At 37.6% G+C, this 17,704-nt stretch carries 16 protein-coding genes; all 16 read left to right on the top strand.

Features of this window, described 5'->3' with window-relative positions:
- Nucleotides 1-375 precede the first annotated feature (375 nt).
- The 16 genes from PRVXH_RS13120 (at nt 376) to glpX (PRVXH_RS13045) (ending at nt 17,594) form a co-directional block, all read left to right on the top strand.
- Nucleotides 376-783: a DUF1934 domain-containing protein gene (locus PRVXH_RS13120; protein ID WP_353894597.1), complete on the top strand. Its 408-nt coding sequence runs from the start codon at nt 376-378 to the stop codon at nt 781-783.
- Between the two features lie 77 nt (nt 784-860).
- Nucleotides 861-1,022, top strand: a complete 162-nt coding sequence (locus PRVXH_RS13115; protein ID WP_353893205.1) for a XapX domain-containing protein — start codon at nt 861-863, stop codon at nt 1,020-1,022.
- Between the two features lie 146 nt (nt 1,023-1,168).
- The gene (locus tag PRVXH_RS13110) at nt 1,169-2,518 is read left to right on the top strand and encodes a sigma 54-interacting transcriptional regulator (RefSeq protein WP_353894596.1); all 1,350 of its coding nucleotides are present in this window, start codon (nt 1,169-1,171) and stop codon (nt 2,516-2,518) included.
- 166 nt (nt 2,519-2,684) lie between these two features.
- Entirely contained in the window at nt 2,685-3,722 is a 1,038-nt protein-coding gene (locus PRVXH_RS13105) for an L-erythro-3,5-diaminohexanoate dehydrogenase (RefSeq protein ID WP_353893204.1), read from the top strand.
- 14 nt (nt 3,723-3,736) lie between these two features.
- Nucleotides 3,737-4,963 carry a lysine 2,3-aminomutase gene (gene ablA, locus PRVXH_RS13100; protein WP_353893203.1) on the top strand — a complete coding sequence of 409 codons (1,227 nt, stop codon included), beginning with the start codon at nt 3,737-3,739 and terminating at the stop codon, nt 4,961-4,963.
- Nucleotides 4,963-5,964 (top strand): hypothetical protein, encoded by a 1,002-nt coding sequence (locus tag PRVXH_RS13095; protein WP_353893202.1) that lies wholly within the window; start codon nt 4,963-4,965, stop codon nt 5,962-5,964. Before ablA ends, PRVXH_RS13095 begins: the two co-directional genes overlap by 1 nt.
- A 12-nt stretch (nt 5,965-5,976) precedes the next feature.
- The gene (locus PRVXH_RS13090) at nt 5,977-7,626 is read left to right on the top strand and encodes a hypothetical protein (RefSeq protein ID WP_353893201.1); all 1,650 of its coding nucleotides are present in this window, start codon (nt 5,977-5,979) and stop codon (nt 7,624-7,626) included.
- The gene (locus PRVXH_RS13085) at nt 7,607-9,205 is read left to right on the top strand and encodes a lysine 5,6-aminomutase subunit alpha (protein ID WP_353893200.1); all 1,599 of its coding nucleotides are present in this window, start codon (nt 7,607-7,609) and stop codon (nt 9,203-9,205) included. The genes PRVXH_RS13090 and PRVXH_RS13085 overlap by 20 nt, the downstream gene beginning before the upstream one ends.
- 3 nt (nt 9,206-9,208) lie before the next feature.
- Nucleotides 9,209-9,952, top strand: a complete 744-nt coding sequence (locus PRVXH_RS13080) for an OAM dimerization domain-containing protein (RefSeq protein ID WP_353893199.1) — start codon at nt 9,209-9,211, stop codon at nt 9,950-9,952.
- Between the two features lie 258 nt (nt 9,953-10,210).
- A complete protein-coding gene (locus PRVXH_RS13075; protein WP_353893198.1) occupies nt 10,211-11,815 on the top strand; it encodes a CTP synthase in 1,605 nt (534 codons plus the stop codon).
- Nucleotides 11,816-11,916: 101 nt separating this feature from the next.
- Nucleotides 11,917-13,395, top strand: coding sequence for a hypothetical protein (locus tag PRVXH_RS13070; protein WP_353893197.1), 1,479 nt, complete (start codon nt 11,917-11,919; stop codon nt 13,393-13,395).
- Between the two features lie 129 nt (nt 13,396-13,524).
- Entirely contained in the window at nt 13,525-13,893 is a 369-nt protein-coding gene (locus tag PRVXH_RS13065) for a response regulator (RefSeq protein ID WP_353893196.1), read from the top strand.
- A 121-nt stretch (nt 13,894-14,014) separates the two neighbouring features.
- Nucleotides 14,015-14,869 carry a class II fructose-1,6-bisphosphate aldolase gene (locus tag PRVXH_RS13060; RefSeq protein WP_353893195.1) on the top strand — a complete coding sequence of 285 codons (855 nt, stop codon included), beginning with the start codon at nt 14,015-14,017 and terminating at the stop codon, nt 14,867-14,869.
- A 26-nt stretch (nt 14,870-14,895) separates the two neighbouring features.
- Nucleotides 14,896-15,840: a class II fructose-bisphosphatase gene (gene glpX / locus PRVXH_RS13055; protein ID WP_353893194.1), complete on the top strand. Its 945-nt coding sequence runs from the start codon at nt 14,896-14,898 to the stop codon at nt 15,838-15,840.
- 13 nt (nt 15,841-15,853) lie between these two features.
- Nucleotides 15,854-16,501, top strand: a complete 648-nt coding sequence (fsa, locus tag PRVXH_RS13050; protein ID WP_353893193.1) for a fructose-6-phosphate aldolase — start codon at nt 15,854-15,856, stop codon at nt 16,499-16,501.
- 100 nt (nt 16,502-16,601) lie between these two features.
- Nucleotides 16,602-17,594: a class II fructose-bisphosphatase gene (gene glpX, locus PRVXH_RS13045; protein WP_353893192.1), complete on the top strand. Its 993-nt coding sequence runs from the start codon at nt 16,602-16,604 to the stop codon at nt 17,592-17,594.
- Nucleotides 17,595-17,704: the final 110 nt, after the last annotated feature.

Genomic DNA, 17,704 nt, shown 5'->3' with positions numbered 1-17,704 from the left:
CAAATTTATTTATCCTTATGTAGAATTTTTTTTTATCTGTGGTATAATTGTGCTTGGAACTTTGTAGGATGTTATCAAAAACTATTTAGCCAATTTCAAGGTTTGATAAAACGTAAAATCATTAAGTTTGGATTCGTAGACAAGATGATCTATGTTTTTAAAAGACAGTGTTAGAGCTAAAGGCTCTGGAAAATGGCATTAAACAAAAATTATCAGGACATGATATAAGTAGGGAATACAAAAATAGTGTTAAAGGGCTTAATTATATTATGTAACGTAATTATTCGTTTAAAAACTAGAGGATTTATTACAAAATGTAAAATAAGTAAAATTAGATATTAAGTTGTAGCGAAAGGAGAACTTTTTTTGGAAGCTGTGAACTTAACGATATCATCGTCACAAAAAAATGATGGTGAAAGCTCAAATATTCAAGTTGATGCAAAAGGAAAGCTTTATAATAAAAATGGAACTGATTATATTGTTTATGATGAACCTGAAGGGACAGGCTTGGAAGGGACCATCACGACGGTTAAAGTTAAAGATAATCAAGTGACGCTTATTCGGTCTGGTCAAACCGGGATGAAACAAGTCTTTTTATCAGGCAAGCAAACACAAAGTCTGTACAAAACACCTTATGGCAGCTTTCCTATGGAAGTACAGTCAGAAAAAGTAGAAATACAAAGATCTACTGATGGGATAAAAATAAGATTAAAATATAACCTAAATGTAGCTGGTCAAAGCGTGGGACAGCAAACATTAAGCCTTAATGCACTAAAGTTATAAAACCTTTAATCGAAATGGGAGGGAGTAAGCAATAAAAAGCTTACAAGAGGGGCTAATCATGGAAGGAGGCAACATTTATGTCACAAGCATTAATTGCAGTTGTAGCTGGAACGCTTGTTGGGTTTTTGTTTAGTAAGGTTAATTTACCTGTTCCTGCCCCACCAAACCTCGCAGGGTTAATGGGAATCGCCGGTATAATGATTGGTTACTGGCTAGGTGACAAAATACAGTTCTTTTAAAAACAAAGCTGCTGCAAATATTAAATATTTGCAGCAGCTTTTTACGTTTTTAAGTCCAAAGTTTCTGTCATTTATGCTATAATGAAGTCAACGCCAAATATTGGGCAGGGGGGATTGTTGTGGTTAACCATGATAAGGAAACAATAATGGCAGTTTTAGATAGCATAGATGAAGCGATTCATGTTGTAGACAAAAAAGGAATCACAATATTTTATAACTCAAAAGCTGCTTCTTTAGATGGGCTTTTAGTAGATGAGGTTATAGGAAAGCACATAACTGAAGTTTTTCCATCCTTAGACAGGGATACGTCCACACTGTTGAAAGTTTTAAAAACAAAGAAGCCGATATTTAATCAGCAGCAGAGTTTCTCTAACTACCGAAGAAATAGGGTTGTTACGGTGAATTCAACTCTGCCTATTTTTAGGCATGGTGAAATCATCGGTGCGGTAGAAGTTTCTAAGGATATTACTCAGCTAAAGTTTCTTTCGGAAAAGGTAGCTCAACTGCAGCAGATGTTATATAGCAAAAACCAAAGTAAAAAAGAGCAAAAGCCTAACTTATATCAGTTTGGAGACATTGTAGGTGAAAATAATAACTTTATGTCAGCTGTTAACAGAGCACAGAAAGTTGCTAGGACTGACTCGCCGGTCTTGGTTTCTGGAGAAACTGGGGTAGGAAAAGAGCTAATTGTGCAATCTATACATACTGGATCGGTGCGACAAAATCGACCATTTGTCACACAAAATTGCGCCGCTATGCCGGAAAATTTGCTAGAAGGACTTCTTTTTGGCACAACTAAGGGAAGCTTTACTGGCGCTTCCGATCGCCCTGGCTTATTTGAACTTGCCGATAATGGCACATTATTTTTAGATGAAATCAATTCAATGCCTCTTCCGCTGCAAGCTAAGCTTTTAAGGGTGTTAGAAGACCAAAAAATTAGAAGAGTAGGCGGCATGACAGAAAAAAAAGTCGATACTAGAGTTATAGCTGCGATGAACGTGGATGCTAACTGGGCGTTAGAAAAGAATATACTAAGAAAGGACCTTTACTTTCGTCTAAGCGTTGTTAACATTCACCTCCCGTCCTTGAAAGACCGAAGAGATGATATCCTACCTTTAGCTAAATATTTTTTAGAAAAGTACAATACAAAGTTTAAAACAAAAGTTAGAGGCTTTGAAGACGAAGTAGTAGCTGCCCTTAGCAATTATGACTGGCCTGGAAATGTACGTGAACTTTCAAACTGTATTGAAGGCATGTTAAACTTTAAGTCGAGTGGGAAATTTTCACTTGAGGACCTGCCGCTTATAATTCAGCAGTCTTATAAACCTAGGCATATAAAGCAAGGGTTAAAAGATTTAGTGGCAAAGTATGAAAAAGAAGCTGTTTTGGGTGCTCTTATAGATGCAGGCTTCAATATAAGTAAAGCTGCTAGGTCCTTAGATATACCGCGGCAAACTCTCCAATATAAAATCAAACAACATCAAATTAAAATATAAAAAATCCCGACCCTTAAGATTAATTAGGGTTGGGATTTTTTTGCGTCTTTATAATCCTTATAACTACTGCTTTTTAGGATATTTGAACTTGTCCTACGCAATTTGGCATAATAGTTGCTTTAAAATAAGCAGAAGATAAAACTAAACAATAAGGAGGAAATATAAAATGGACAAATTATGCAAGTACGGGACCCATAGAGTTATAGAACCTAAAGGTGTGCTACCACAGCCAGCGTGGAAAATAGATAACACACCTAAAATTTACAAAAACGAGATTCTAATAGATGTGGACACTTTAAATATAGATTCGGCAAGCTTTACTCAGATTGAAGAGCAAAGTATAAAAGAGGGAAAAGAAGTATCAGATATAATCTTAGAAACAGTATCTAAAAGAGGTAAGCAGCATAACCCGGTAACTGGTTCAGGAGGGATGTTAATAGGGAAGGTAGCAGACATAGGGGAGCAACTTTCAGGAAAAATAGACCTTAAAAAAGGTGATAAAATTGCAACTTTAGTATCCTTATCGTTAACCCCTCTCTTTGTCGAAAGGATAGATTCCGTTAGAAGCGAGACAGACCAAGTAGATATAGAAGGAAAAGCTATCTTATTTGAAAGTGGGATATATGCTAAACTACCAGATGATATTGACGATAATCTAGCTCTTGCTGTTTTAGATGTTGCAGGAGCGCCTGCTCAGACCCAGCGCTTAGTCAAGGAGGGAGATACCGTCATTGTTATAGGGGCAGGAGGAAAGTCAGGTCTGCTTTGTCTTTATGAGGCGAAAAAGAAAGTGGGACAAAACGGCAAAGTTATAGCAGTGGAGTTTAGTGATGAAGGCATCGAAAGAGTTAAAGAAGTGGGGGCTTATGATGAAATTATTCAGGGCGATGCAACTGACCCTGTAGAACTGCTAGAAAAGGTTGAAAATGTACTTGATGGCGAAATGGCGGACTTAACAATTAACTGTGTAAATATTCCAAGTACAGAGTTATCAAGCATATTAGTTACCAAAGATAGAGGGACAATTTACTTTTTCAGCATGGCAACTAGCTTTACACAGGCCGCTTTAGGTGCTGAAGGAGTAGGCAAAGATATAGATATGATAATAGGAAATGGCTATGCTTATAATCATAGCGATATTGCAATCAACATATTAAGAGAGGACCAAGCAATAAGAAATATGTTTCAAAGAATTTATACTTAAGGGGGATAAATACTATGAAAGATAAATTTGCTGGTGTATCAAAAAAAGAATGGGAAGATTGGAGATGGCAGCTTAAAAATCGAATAAGTACAGTAAAAGAGCTAAAAGAAGTGGTTTCATTGACGGATTCAGAAGAGCATGGTATAGGAAAATGCCTAGAAAACTTAAGGATGGCTATAACACCTTATTACGCTAGCTTAATGGATAAAGACGATGCAAACTGCCCAATAAGAAAACAAGCTGTACCAATTGGCAAAGAATTAGATAAAGGTGATAGCGATTTAGAAGACCCACTTTCTGAGGATACCGATTCACCGGTTCCAGGTATTACTCACCGATATCCAGATAGAGTTCTATTTTTAGTGACCGACCAATGCTCGATGTATTGTCGTCACTGTACTAGAAGAAGAATGGCAGGCTCCACTGATAGCGCAATGCCAACCTCTCAGGTTGAACAGGCGCTAGAATATGTTCGCAACACTCCAGATATAAGGGATGTACTCATATCTGGAGGGGATGGACTTCTGCTAAGTGATGAAAAGTTAGAATATATCATTAAAAATCTTCGTGAGATAGAGCATGTGGAAATTATTCGTATTGGAACGAGGGCGCCGGTGGTCTTGCCACAAAGAGTGACAGAAGATTTGTGTAATATGTTAAAAAAGTATCATCCAATTTGGATTAACACACATTTTAACCATCCTAAAGAATTAACTAAAGAAAGTAAAAAAGCAGTACAAATGTTAGCTGATGCCGGGATTCCCTTAGGAAACCAATCTGTGCTTTTAAAAGGAATCAATGATTGCACAAACATAATGAAAAAACTTGTGCATGACCTAGTTAGAAACAGAGTGAGGCCCTACTATATTTATCAATGTGATTTATCTAAAGGCATAGAACATTTTAGAACTCCAGTAAGCAAGGGGATAGAAATAATAGAGGCGTTACGTGGTCATACCTCAGGTTATGCCGTGCCTACTTTTGTAGTGGATGCTCCAGGTGGTGGTGGCAAAATACCTGTAATGCCACAATACTTGATTAGTCAGTCGCCAAATAAAGTTGTGTTAAGGAATTTTGAAGGGGTTATTTCCTCCTACTCGCAGCCAACTAACTATGAGGACAAATGTAACTGCGAATACTGCGTCGAAGAGGAAAAAGAGGGAGTGGAAGGTCTGCTCGCTGGTCAGAAACTAAATCTAGAGCCTAAAAACTTAAAAAGGGGTAAAAGGCGGAATAAGTAATGAACAACATTTTAACAAGTATAGCATCTCCAGAAATCTTTTCGTTATCGATTGTGGGAATGGGCAAAAACACTGGGAAAACCGTGACATTAAATTATCTAATCAACAAATTTAACTATTTAGAAGGGTTAGCGGTAACAAGCGTAGGGTTAGATGGGGAAGACATTGACCAAGTGACGTATACTGAAAAACCAGCTGTTTACTTTTATGAAGATATGTTAGTGGCTACTGCTTCAGAAACTTTAAAAGAGTTTGATTGTCAGTTTGAAATTTTAGCAGGTACGGAAGTTTATAATCAGCTGGGTGAAATTATGTTAATTAAGATAAAGAGTTTCGGAACGGGGATAGTAGCTGGTCCTAAGCAGTCCCAACAGCTTATAAAGGTGTTAAAAAAGCTTAAGCAATTTGGGGCAAAAAAAGTTTTTGTAGATGGCGCAATAAATAGAAAAGCTGCTGCGGCGCCAACAGTTACCGATGGAACTATCTTAGCTACCGGGGCGGCTATAACTAGAAACATAAACAACCTTGTACAAGAAACTGTACATCAGGTTAACTTGTTAAGTTTACCAAAATGGAAGGGGAAAACACCCTCAGATAGTAGTAGGCTAATGATGATTATAGGCGAAAATATACAAAGAACTCCTTTTAGTTCAGCTATCAAAGCAAAAGATATAATTCAGTATTTTAAAGATGGGCAAAGAAATGCGGTATTCGTGCCTGGGGCGGTAACCACAGGATTCATTAATGAAGTAACTTCCTTTGTGTCAAAGGGGCATAAGGTTGATATTATTGCTAAAGATGGAACAAAGATTTTCTGTTTGCCCCAAGATCTAAATAACTTCATTAAAAAGGGAGGAAACTTATATGTAAAACGAAGTTGTAAGCTTTTGGGTGTTTTTATAAACCCTGTATCTCCAAAAGGTTATGAGTTTTCCTCTCAAGATTTAGTTAATAAATTGCAAAGGTTTATTAAACTACCTGTAGTGGACCCGCTTAAGTAGGGGGTGATATAGATGGATTTTTTTAGCGGAAATGCTTATGAAGGCATTGGGTTTGAACAAGTTTGGCTCCAGTTAGAGCCCCACTCACCTTATGGAGTTAAACGTAAGAAGGGTATATGCCCTTCTATTAACAGAAAAAAACTAAAGCGGGAATATACCTTAGTTCAACAAGTGATTGATAGCCAAAAAAAAGATGCTAAGGTATTTTCTTATATATCTGACGGTTTGTATCGATTAAAAGACATAACCGGGATTGTACACAAGGCTCAAAGGGAGGTTGCTCTTTTAGACGAAGAGTTCTTTAGACTAAAAAGCTGGCTTATGACTGTAAATGAGCTTGAAACAAACCTTAAACAGTTTTGCTGGAGAAGGCCTAAAAACCTTGAACTAGAACCTTTAGTGGCCCTTATAAAAATGCTCTCCTTAGATAGTGGGGGGCCGAGCTTTTACCTGTCTGATTCTTACAGCCCAAAACTTAAAGAACTGCGCCAACAGGTGAAGCGGATAAACAGAAGTCTAACTAGGTATTTAAGTGGGAAAAAAGATAAGTTGGAAGAAAAGTATGGGATAAAGTTTAACTATAAGGATTCTGTAAGTGTGAACAAGTTTGAAATAGAGCTTGTGGAGGACTTAGAGAAAGATGACAACCTGATGTATTACGCCGAGTCTTATTCAGAAGTTGAATTTAGGATTCGTCCGGATGAGACAATTAGGAAACTACAAAACGAGCTGTTAAACGCAAAGGAGCAGTTAGATGGAGAGGAATATCAGGTAAGAAGAAAGTTAACAAAAAAAGTTAATCTCTTTTCTCCCTCTATAATAGAAAATTGCAACAAGCTTGGCCACCTAGATTGGCTTATAACAAAGAGTATTTATGCTAAAGAGATAGGGGGTGGCGCTCCTACCTTGGTAAAAGATGAAAAAGTAGATCTAGTTAATGCTAAAAACCCTATCTTAGAATCTCACTTGTTGCAAAAAAATAGGAAAATGACTCCCATAACTGCTACTTTTACAAACGGGGTTACAGTTATCACAGGAGCAAATATGGGCGGAAAATCAGTTACTTTAAAAACTGTAGGGTTGTTAATAGCTATGGCTCAGTATGGATTACTGGTTCCCGCTGAGAAGTTTGAGTTTTCACCTAAAAAGTTTATTTATTATTCTCAATTAGACGGTCAGTCCCTAGATGAGGGGTTAAGTACCTTCGGGGCGGAGATAGAGGGAATAAAAAAGGTGATAGCCTATCGTAATAGAAGAGGGTTATATCTAATTGATGAGTTAGCTAGGGGTACAAACCCACACGAAGGTGGCGCCTTAGCGTTAGCCATAGCTAATTACCTAAATAAAGGAAATAGCACAGTGTTACTAACAAGTCACTTTGAGGAGATTGTAAAAGGAGACTTCAACCATCTTCGTATAATAGGATTAGATAACCTAACTTCAGAGGATTTGAAAAAACATCTTATGGAACAAAAGAATGGCTTGAGCACAATCCATTCTGTAATGGATTATAACTTGAAACCACTAAAAGAAACCGGTATTCCAAAAGATGGCTTAAAAATAGCTGCTCTTTTGGGCCTGCCGAAAGAAATTGTCCACTCAGCAGAGTGTATGTTAGAAAGTCGTAAGGAGGAGGGTACACATGGCAAAGCAGATAGTTAATGAAAGTTTAAATGTAGATAAAGAGCTGGTTCAAAGAGCAAGAAATGCAGCTAAGTTTATCGCAAAAGAAGTCGGGGAGTTTATAGAGCCTAGGACAACTGTAGCCATTGAACGAACAGTAGGTAGGTTGTTAGGAATCGATGGAGTAGACTCTGACCAAGTTCCTTTGGTAAATGTGGTAGTTGACCATATCAATGACAAAGGTTTATTATCTACGGGATTGATGTATTGGATGGTAAATGCTTGTGAGCACTACAGCATGACCCCTCAACAAGTTGCTCAAAAGGTGGCAGAAGGAGAGATTGATCTAAGTAAGGTGCCTACCGTAAAACCTGAGATGCTTAAACAAAAGATGCGTGAATATGCCGTAGAATCTTTAAAGCCGATAAATAATTCTAAGGATGAAAGAAGCAGGATGATTGATAAACTAGGAGAGGGGAAATCACCACAGCTTTATGTTATTGTGGCCACCGGTAATATCTATGAGGATGTAATTCAGGCGCAAACGGCAGCAAAAAAAGGTGCCGACATAGTTGCTGTTATCCGAACAACAGGCCAAAGTTTACTAGACTATGTACCTTACGGAGCAACTACTGAAGGTTTTGGTGGGACATACGCAACACAAGAAAACTTTAAGATTATGCGCAAAGCGTTAGATGAAAGTTCTGAAGAAGTTGGCAGGTATATACATTTGGTAAACTATTGCTCAGGACTTTGTATGCCTGAAATAGCAGCTATGGGTGCAGTTGAAAGGCTTGACATGATGCTCAATGACGCTTTATATGGCATATTATTTAGAGATATTAATATGCAAAGAACATTGATAGATCAAAATTTTTCTAGAATCATAAATGGATATGCCAAAATTACTATAAATACTGGCGAAGACAACTACCTAACTACAGCAGATCCTTACGAAGAGGCGCATACAGTATTAGCTTCACAGTTTATAAATGAAAGGTTTGGCTTAGATGCCGGCCTGTTAGAAGAACAACTGGGCTTAGGGCATGCCTTTGAAATGGATCCTGACATGAAGAACGGCCTGCTGTACGAAATAGGCCAAGCCCAAATGTCAAGACAGATATTCCCTAACAGTCCATTAAAATATATGCCTCCTACAAAGCATATGACAGGTAATATTTTTAAGGGGCACCTTCAAAACGGTTTGTTTAACTTAACGTCTATATTAACAGGGCAGGGGATACAGCTTTTAGGAATGCTGACTGAGGCTATACACACCCCATATATGCAGGATAGATACTTAGCTATAGAAAATGCAAAATACGTCATGAATAACGCTCATGACTTAGGAGAAGAAATTACCTTTAAAAGAGATGGAAAGATTCAAAAAAGAGTGGATGAAGTTTTAAAAAATGCAGTAACCCTTTTAGAGGATATTGCGAAAATAGGGCTGTTTACCGCGCTAGAAAAAGGTTATTTTGCAGACGTTAAAAGGCCATTTAACGGTGGTAAGGGTCTAGAAGGAGTTATCCTTAAAGATGAAAACTACCACAATCCCTTTAGCGATATTATGAAAGCTAAAAACTTTGAAAAAAGACAACAAAAGGGAGGAGTGTAGAAGATGAAAGTAGATTTAACTAAAGTTAAACCATATGGAGATACGTTAAATGACGGCGCAATGCAGCTATCCTTTACGCTCCCCATAGACAGTAGTGAAGAAGCAAAAGAGTCAGCGATAATTTTAGCAAAAAAAATGGGATTAGAACAACCAAGCGTTGTCCACATGCAAGACTTAGGGCCTCAGTTTACCTTTTTTATTGTATATGGCAATTGTAAACACACCGTAGATACCACAAAAATCAAGGTTGCTAAAGTAGAACAAGAAACTATGGATTTTTATGAAATAAATAAATACATCAAAGAGGATATAAAAAGAAAAATTACGATTATAGCAGGTTGTACCGGCACTGACGCTCACACTGTGGGCATAGATGCCATTATGAATATGAAGGGTTTTGATGGAAACTATGGGTTAGAAAGATATCCAGAAATCAACGCTCTAAACCTTGGCAGTCAAGTTCCTAATGAAGACCTTATAGCAAAAGCTATAGAAGTTAAAGCAGATGCAATCTTAGTATCTCAAGTAGTGACACAAAAAGACGTACACATCCCAAACCTTACCAATTTGGTGGAGCTTTTAGAAGCAGAAGGGTTAAGGGATAAGGTTGTTTTAGTTGCAGGAGGGCCGAGGATAAACCATGAACTGGCACTAGAACTCGGGTATGATGCCGGCTTTGGCCCGGGCACAGTACCAGCAGATGTAGCCACTTTTGTGGTTAAAGAGATGACAAAGGTACGAAAATAAAATAGAACAGAAATTAAAAAACAGCTATCCTTTATGGAAGCTGTTTTTTGCTGACTACATGGGTGTTTGTCTTTTCTTAACAATAAAGGTACAATTAAATGGTATTAGAATAGTTCTTTGAGCTAAAATAAGTATGAAAGCTTTTAAATTGGTAATAGCTCTTGAATGCTGTGCTAAAAGAAGGTAAAATATACAGATGGATTTTTAAAAAAGTTTACATAAATAAAACAAAAAATATATATAAATGGAGGGAAAGTTATGACAAAATATATCTTTGTAACGGGCGGAGTTGTTTCATCACTAGGCAAGGGTATTACCGCAGCATCTTTAGGAAGACTGTTGAAAGCTAGGGGATTAAATGTAACTATTCAGAAGTTTGACCCGTATATCAATCTAGACCCGGGGACGATGAGCCCTTATCAGCACGGGGAGGTTTTTGTTACTAATGATGGTGGAGAAACAGATTTAGACTTAGGTCACTATGAAAGGTTTATAGATGAAAACTTAAACAAAAACAACAATGTTACTTCTGGTAAAGTATATTGGTCTGTGTTAAATAAAGAAAGACAAGGAAAATATTTAGGAAAAACCGTTCAGGTGATTCCTCACATAACAAATGAAATAAAGTCACGTATAAAAAGAGCTGGAGAACAAACAAATGCCGATGTTGTTATAACAGAAATAGGTGGCACAGTTGGCGATATCGAAAGCCTACCGTTTTTAGAGGCGATAAGGCAAATAAAAAATGACGTGGGCAGAGAAAGCGTTGCCTATATTCACGTAACCTTAATACCTTACTTACCTAAATCTGGGGAATTAAAAACAAAGCCAACCCAACATAGCGCCAAGGAATTAAGATCGATTGGAATACAGCCCGATATCATTGTTTGTCGTACAAGCAATAAGCTTAACGATGAGATTAAAGATAAGATCGCCCTGTTTTGCGATATAGAAAAAAATGCAGTTATTGAAAATGGCGATGTTGACACAATATATGAGGTGCCACTGAGTTTAGAAGAGCAGGGTTTTGCTGAGTTAATAACCACAAAGCTAAAACTAACAGACCGTTGTCAATTACCTGACCTGACAACGTGGAAGAGCATGGTAAAAGATATCAAGAGTTTATCTAAAAAGGTGAAAATTGCTTTAGTTGGTAAATATGTTGAACTACCTGATGCTTATCTAAGCGTGGCAGAGGCTTTAAGCCATGCAGGCATTTATCATGGTCATGAGGTAGATATTAAATGGGTGCAAGCAGAAGATCTAAACTCAGTAGAAGATGCTCAAAAGCAGCTTGAGGATGCTCATGGTGTGCTAATACCAGGTGGATTTGGCGACAGAGGAGTAGAAGGAAAGATAAACGCAATTACTTATGCTAGGCAAAACAATGTTCCGCTGTTTGGAATTTGTTTAGGTATGCAGGCTGTGGTTATTGAATTTGCCAGAAATGTATGCGATCTGACAGATGCTCATAGTGCCGAATTTAAAGAGACTCCCCACCCTGTTATAGATTTGATGCCAGAGCAAATGGATGTTGAAGAAAAAGGGGGAACCATGAGGTTAGGAGTATATCCTTGCAAGATCAAAGAAAACACCAAAGCCGCAAAAGCCTATAACGAAGAAATTGTATATGAAAGACATAGACATAGATATGAATTTAATAATACTTATAGAAATCTGTTACAGGACAAAGGGCTTGTATTTAGTGGGTGTTCACCAAATGGCAGATTAATTGAAACTGTTGAACTGACAGATCACCCTTGGTTTTTAGCCGCCCAATTCCACCCAGAATTTAAAAGTAGACCTAACCGTAGCCATCCGCTTTTTAAAGATTTTGTATCTGCTTGTGTTTCTAAAAAGTAGTTTGTTTAATTAAGCATATTAGCAGGAATATTGGGAAGTTAATAGAATAAATATTTAGAAGATAGATATAAAATGTTCTCCTAAAGATGGGGGTGACCCAATTGGGTTTAGAAGATATCAAAAAATCAGGAGAAGAGTTTTTGATCAAGCTTGGAAGGGATTATTATTATGGGGGTTCTGGCAAGAAAAAAAGGGGAGACTTTCAAAGCTTGTATGATGAATACAAAGACTTGTTTTCATTAGAAACTATTAAAAAGGTCCAGAGCCTAAAACAAAGTGGATGCACAGAAGATGCGTATCTCATATCTTTTCTGATTAAAGGTTACTTAGGCAGAGAAATTCAAGCTATTACTAAGGAGATTTATGATGCTGAGCTAAACTCTCATATGCTTTATCAAGGCAAGGAAACATCTCTTAGGTTTGGTAAAATGCTACTTTCTATAGAACAAGATAGGGAGAAAAGACTTCAACTAGATGAGCTTGTTACCCAAAAGCAGGTGCAGTTTAACTATCTAAGAAAAAGAAGAATACGAAAGCTGAAAGAATGTGCAAACAAGCTTGGCTATCAAAATTACTTAAACCTTATAGAGGATGTTGAGCAAATAGATACATACCAGCTTATAAAAATTGCTAAGGACTTTTTGATAAGAACAGAGGACGTATATCTAAAATGCTTATCTTTTTTGAATGATTACATAGGAAATGGTGAGCAACCTATCAGAAAGTCAGATATAGCCTTTATCTTTAAGTCAAATAACTTTGCAAATCTTTTTCCTGAATTAGAGCTTGTGCCTTCTATTGAGGACACTTTCTACTCCCTAGGTATTAACGTCCACCAGCAAGACAACCTTAAAATTGACTATGAGAAAAATGAGTCTAAATCTCCCACTCCTTTTTGTTGTCCTATAAAAGTTCCAGATGAAATTCACTTAGTGCTCAATCCCACAGGCGGAATAGATGACTATCAAAACTCTCTACATGAGGCCGGTCAATGTCAGTTTCTTGCCCATATAGATAAAGCGCTACCAATGGAGTTTAAGAGAATGGGAGACAAGTCCATAAGAGAGAGTTACGGATTGTTATTTCAATTTCTAACTTTAAATGAAAAGTGGATAAATAGATTTTTAAACTTTGATAATGAAAAAAGTGACTACTTAACTTTTGCGTGGTCTTATAAGCTGTACGTTATTAGGAGATATTGTGGAAAGCTAATGTATGAAGCTCAGCTATACTCCAAGGAATACAGTGAGAAAACCTTAGAGGAACTTTACGAAAATATAATGAGTGATGCGGTAAAATTAGATGTAAGCAAAAACAATTACCTTTTGGATCTAGACTTAGGTTTTAACACTCCAGAGTACTTAAAGTCTTGGGCTTTAGAGAATTCTTTAAGGAGCTTTTTAACAAGTAACTATGGGGAAAATTGGTTTGAGAAAAAAGAAGCTGGAAAGTTTTTGCAGGCGTTATGGAAAAGTGGCACAAAATATAATTACAAAAAGATGATTGCTAAGTTAGGTTTTACTCAAAAGGATTTAGCAGATCTTTTGATTGAACAATTTAGTGATATTTTAGAAAGATGATGGATTCCATCATCTTTCTTTTTTAAGTGATAAAAATTAATCTTTTTTAGAAAGTTTATAGCCTAAAACTCGACAGAAGAAGGATTTTAAAGCAGATTGTAGAATATTCAAAAGAGAGGGGGGATTTAAGTGTCAAAAACTGTACTAATAACCGACGATCAGTTCGGCATCAGGAGGTTGTTAACTGAAGTTATCGAAAGCAGAGGCATAAATGTGTTGCAGGCGTCAGATGGACTAGAAGCTTTAGAAAAATTAAAGAATAATGCTGTGGATTTAATGCTCCTAGATATGAAGATGCCTAATATGGACGGCTTAGATACGTTAAAAGCTCTAAAAGAAAGAAACATAGATGTTGATGTAATTTTTATGACTGCTTATGGCGAAGAAAAATTAACAGTTGACGCAAAAGGATTAGGTTCTAACTCTCATATCTTTAAGCCATTTGACTTAGAGGACGTGATAGAGATCGTGGAGAACCATTTATTTAATAAAAAATAAAGGTATTAAAGAGAACATCTAGAAGTTATAATGGTCAATCTTTTTTTATTATGTCAATACTAGTTTAAGTCCTTGTAATAAAGGATAAAATAATTTAAACAAGAATTTAGGAGGGAATGTAATGTCATTAGTAACATTAAGAGAACTGTTGAAGGATGCCCAAGAAAAAAATTATGCTGTAGGGGCCTTTAACACAAACAACATGGAAATAGTGCAAGCAATTATTGAGGCTGCAGAGGAAGAGCGTTCTCCTGTAATCCTACAAGCTAGTCAAGGAGGCGTAAAATATGCTGGTCTAGATTACGTAGTAGCTATGGTTGAGGCAGCTGCGAAAAATGCAACTGTACCTGTGGCACTTCACCTAGATCATGGAACCTCATTTGAACAAATTATAAAGTGCGTTAGAGCTGGGTTTTCATCGGTTATGTTTGATGGTTCTAAGCACCCACTTGAGGAAAACATCGAAAAGACTGCAAAGGTTATCGAAATAGCCCACGCAGCGGGATTATCTGTGGAAGCTGAGTTGGGAAAAATTGGTGGAACGGAAGATGACATCACAGTTTCTGAAGAAGATGCTATGATGACAAACCCTGAGGAAGCTAAATACTTTGTGGAAAAAACTAACGTAGATGCACTTGCAATCGCTATTGGTACAGCTCACGGGCCATATAAAGGCGAACCTAAATTAGACTTTGATAGACTAAAAACAATTAGATCAATGGTATCAACTCCATTAGTGCTTCACGGAGCTTCAGGTGTAGGGGAAGAAAGCATTAAAAAAGTTATTGAATTAGGCATAACAAAAATAAACATCGACACAGATATCCGTCAAGCTTTTACCCGTGGTGTGCAAGATGTAGTAAATAGCAAGCCAGAGGAGTATGACCCTAGAAAAATTTTAGGTCCAGCTAAGGAAGAAATGAAAAAGATTATTAAGGAAAAGATGCAATTGTTTGGATGTGCTAATAAAGCTTAACAGATAACAAAGGAGACATATTAGAAATGGATAGAGAATTAGCTTTAGAATTTGTTAGAACTACAGAGGCTGCAGCGTTAGCCTCTGCTCCTTTTATGGGCAGAGGAGATAAAGAGGCAACAGATAATGCTGCTGTTGTTGCAATGAGAAATGCTTTTGATAATGTGGATATTAGCGGAACTGTTGTAATAGGTGAAGGAGAAATTGACGACGCACCGATGCTTTATATTGGAGAAAAAGTGGGAGGAGGTAGCAATCCTCAAGTTGATATAGCTGTTGATCCAGTTGAAGGGACAACGATTGTTTCTAAAGGACTTCCAAATGGAATAGCTGTTTTGGCTGCAGGTTCAAAAGGCTCTTTTTTACATGCACCTGATATGTACATGGATAAAATTGCAGTTGGGGCCAAAGCGAAGGGTGTGGTTGATCTTGACTTGCCTATCGAGGAAAACATACGACGTGTCTCTCAAGCAATAGGTAAAAATATTCAGGATATGACTGTGGCAATTTTAGATAAGCCTCGGCATCAAGAAAGAATTTCAAAAATGAGAAGCCTCGGGTGTAGAATTAAAATCTTCCCAGATGGAGATGTGGCGATGGCAATGGCTACAGCCACCGAAGATAATACAGTGGACCTGATGACAGGGATAGGTGGAGCTCCTGAAGGTGTTATAGCTGCTGCAGCCCTAAAGTGTTTAGGCGGTGACTTTCAAGGAAGGCTTAAGCCGAGGGATGAAGATGAACGAAAAAGAGCTATGGATATGGGAATAAAAGATGTAGATAAGAAGCTCACAATTGACGACTTAGCCAAAGGTGAAGACATTTTCTTTGCTGCTACTGGAATCACCGGAGGCGATTTTTTAGAAGGAGTCAGATTTAAACAGACCACCGCCAGCACTCACTCTTTAATAATGAGAGCCAAAACTGGCACAATAAGATATATTAAGGCCATACACCGACTTAAAAAATAAGGAGGTTAAAAATATGCAATTTTTTATCGATACTGCTGATATTGAGCAGATAAAAAAAGCAAATGATATTGGTATAGTCGATGGAGTTACAACTAACCCAAGCTTGATAGCTAAAGAGGGGCGAGACTTTCACCAGGTTATAAAGGAAATTGCCCAAATAGTTGATGGTCCCATAAGTGCGGAAGTGATATCTCTAAAGTGGGAAAACATGGTGAAAGAAGCAAGGGAGTTAGTGAAGCTAGCACCAAACGTGGTAGTGAAGATTCCTATGACCAAAGATGGGCTAAAAGCTGTAAAGATACTAAGCAAGGAAAATATTAAAACCAACGTGACTTTAGTTTTTTCCACAAACCAGGGTGTGTTAGCTGCTAAGGCTGGAGCTACTTACGTAAGTCCTTTTGCTGGAAGATTAGATGATATCGGGCATAATGGGATAGACCTTATAGCAGAGATGGTTGAAGTTTTTGAGAACTATATGTTTGATACAGAAATTATTGCAGCTAGTATTAGACACCCACAACATGTCCTTGATGCTATGAAAGTAGGGGGCCATATCGCCACTGTTCCATACAGTGTCTTCGAAAAAATGTTTAAGCATCCTTTAACCGACAAGGGAATAGAAGCGTTTATGAGTGACTGGGAAAAATTTACTCAGAAATAAGACATACTAAAAAGCGTACGTAGGCAAAAAAGTGATACACTAATTATATTTTGTGTGATATAATAAACTTATAACACAAATATTATAAGGAGTGTATTAAATGGAACGGGAATTGGCGTTAGAGTTTGTGAGAGTGACAGAAGCTGCAGCGTTAGCTTCCGCTAGACTCATGGGGCGAGGAAAGAAGAATGAGGCTGACCAAGCAGCTGTTTCTGCTATGCGGGCAATGTTTGATACAGTTCAAATGGAAGGCAAGGTAATGATCGGTGAGGGCGAAAAAGATGAGGCTCCAATGCTTTATATTGGAGAGGAGCTGGGAGCTAAAAACGGTCCCAAACTGGATGTGGCGGTAGATCCAGTTGAAGGAACTAACCTTGTTGCTAAAGGCTTACCAAACGCCTTAGCGGTACTAGCTATAGCTCCCAAAGGGTGCTTACTTCATGCTCCTGAAGCATACTACATGGATAAAATAGCAACAGGACCTATGGGAAGAGATGTTGTAAGCTTAGAATTAACGCCAAAAGAAAATCTAAATCGTTTGGCAAAGGCCATGCAAAAAGATGTATCCGATTTAGTTGCGGTGATATTAGATAGGCCAAGGCACAATAAGTTAATACAAAAAGTAAGGGAAACCGGTGCTAGAGTAAAGCTTATTACAGACGGAGATGTTGCTGCTGCCGTAGCTGCAGCACAGCCTAACTCAGGAGTAGATATAGCTTTAGGTATAGGTGGTGCTCCGGAAGGCGTATTAGCTGCTGCTGCCTTAAAATGCTTAGGTGGCAAGATGGAAGGCAGATTATTGCCTGTAGATCCATCGGAGTTTAAAAGTAAATCGGAGATTGACTGGGAAGCCCATCAAGGTGAACCTATTTTGACGATGGATGACTTAGCTAAAGGGGACGACGTTATTTTTGCTGCAACTGGCATAACAGATGGGAGTATGCTAAGAGGAGTAAGGTTTATGAAAGAGGTGGCACAAACTCAATCTGTTGTAATGCGCTCTAAAACTGGCACTGTAAGAACGGTGGACGCAACTCATAGACTGGACAGAAAGCCAAGAGTGTTCCAAGAATTAGTAGGCTATAAAAAATAAATTTTAAAAAACATAAAGCTACAAAAATGCTATCGTGGTTTAGAACCGATAGCATTTTTTGTGGTATTTTTTAGTGGGTTGTAGTGTTATACTAAAAGCTAGAACTACAT

The sequence above is a fragment of the Proteinivorax hydrogeniformans genome, assembly GCF_040515995.1.
Taxonomy (GTDB): Bacteria; Bacillota; Proteinivoracia; order Proteinivoracales; family Proteinivoracaceae; genus Proteinivorax; species Proteinivorax hydrogeniformans.
Note: the sequence above shows the minus strand (reverse complement) of the source record. Positions and strands in the feature narration are given on the sequence as shown.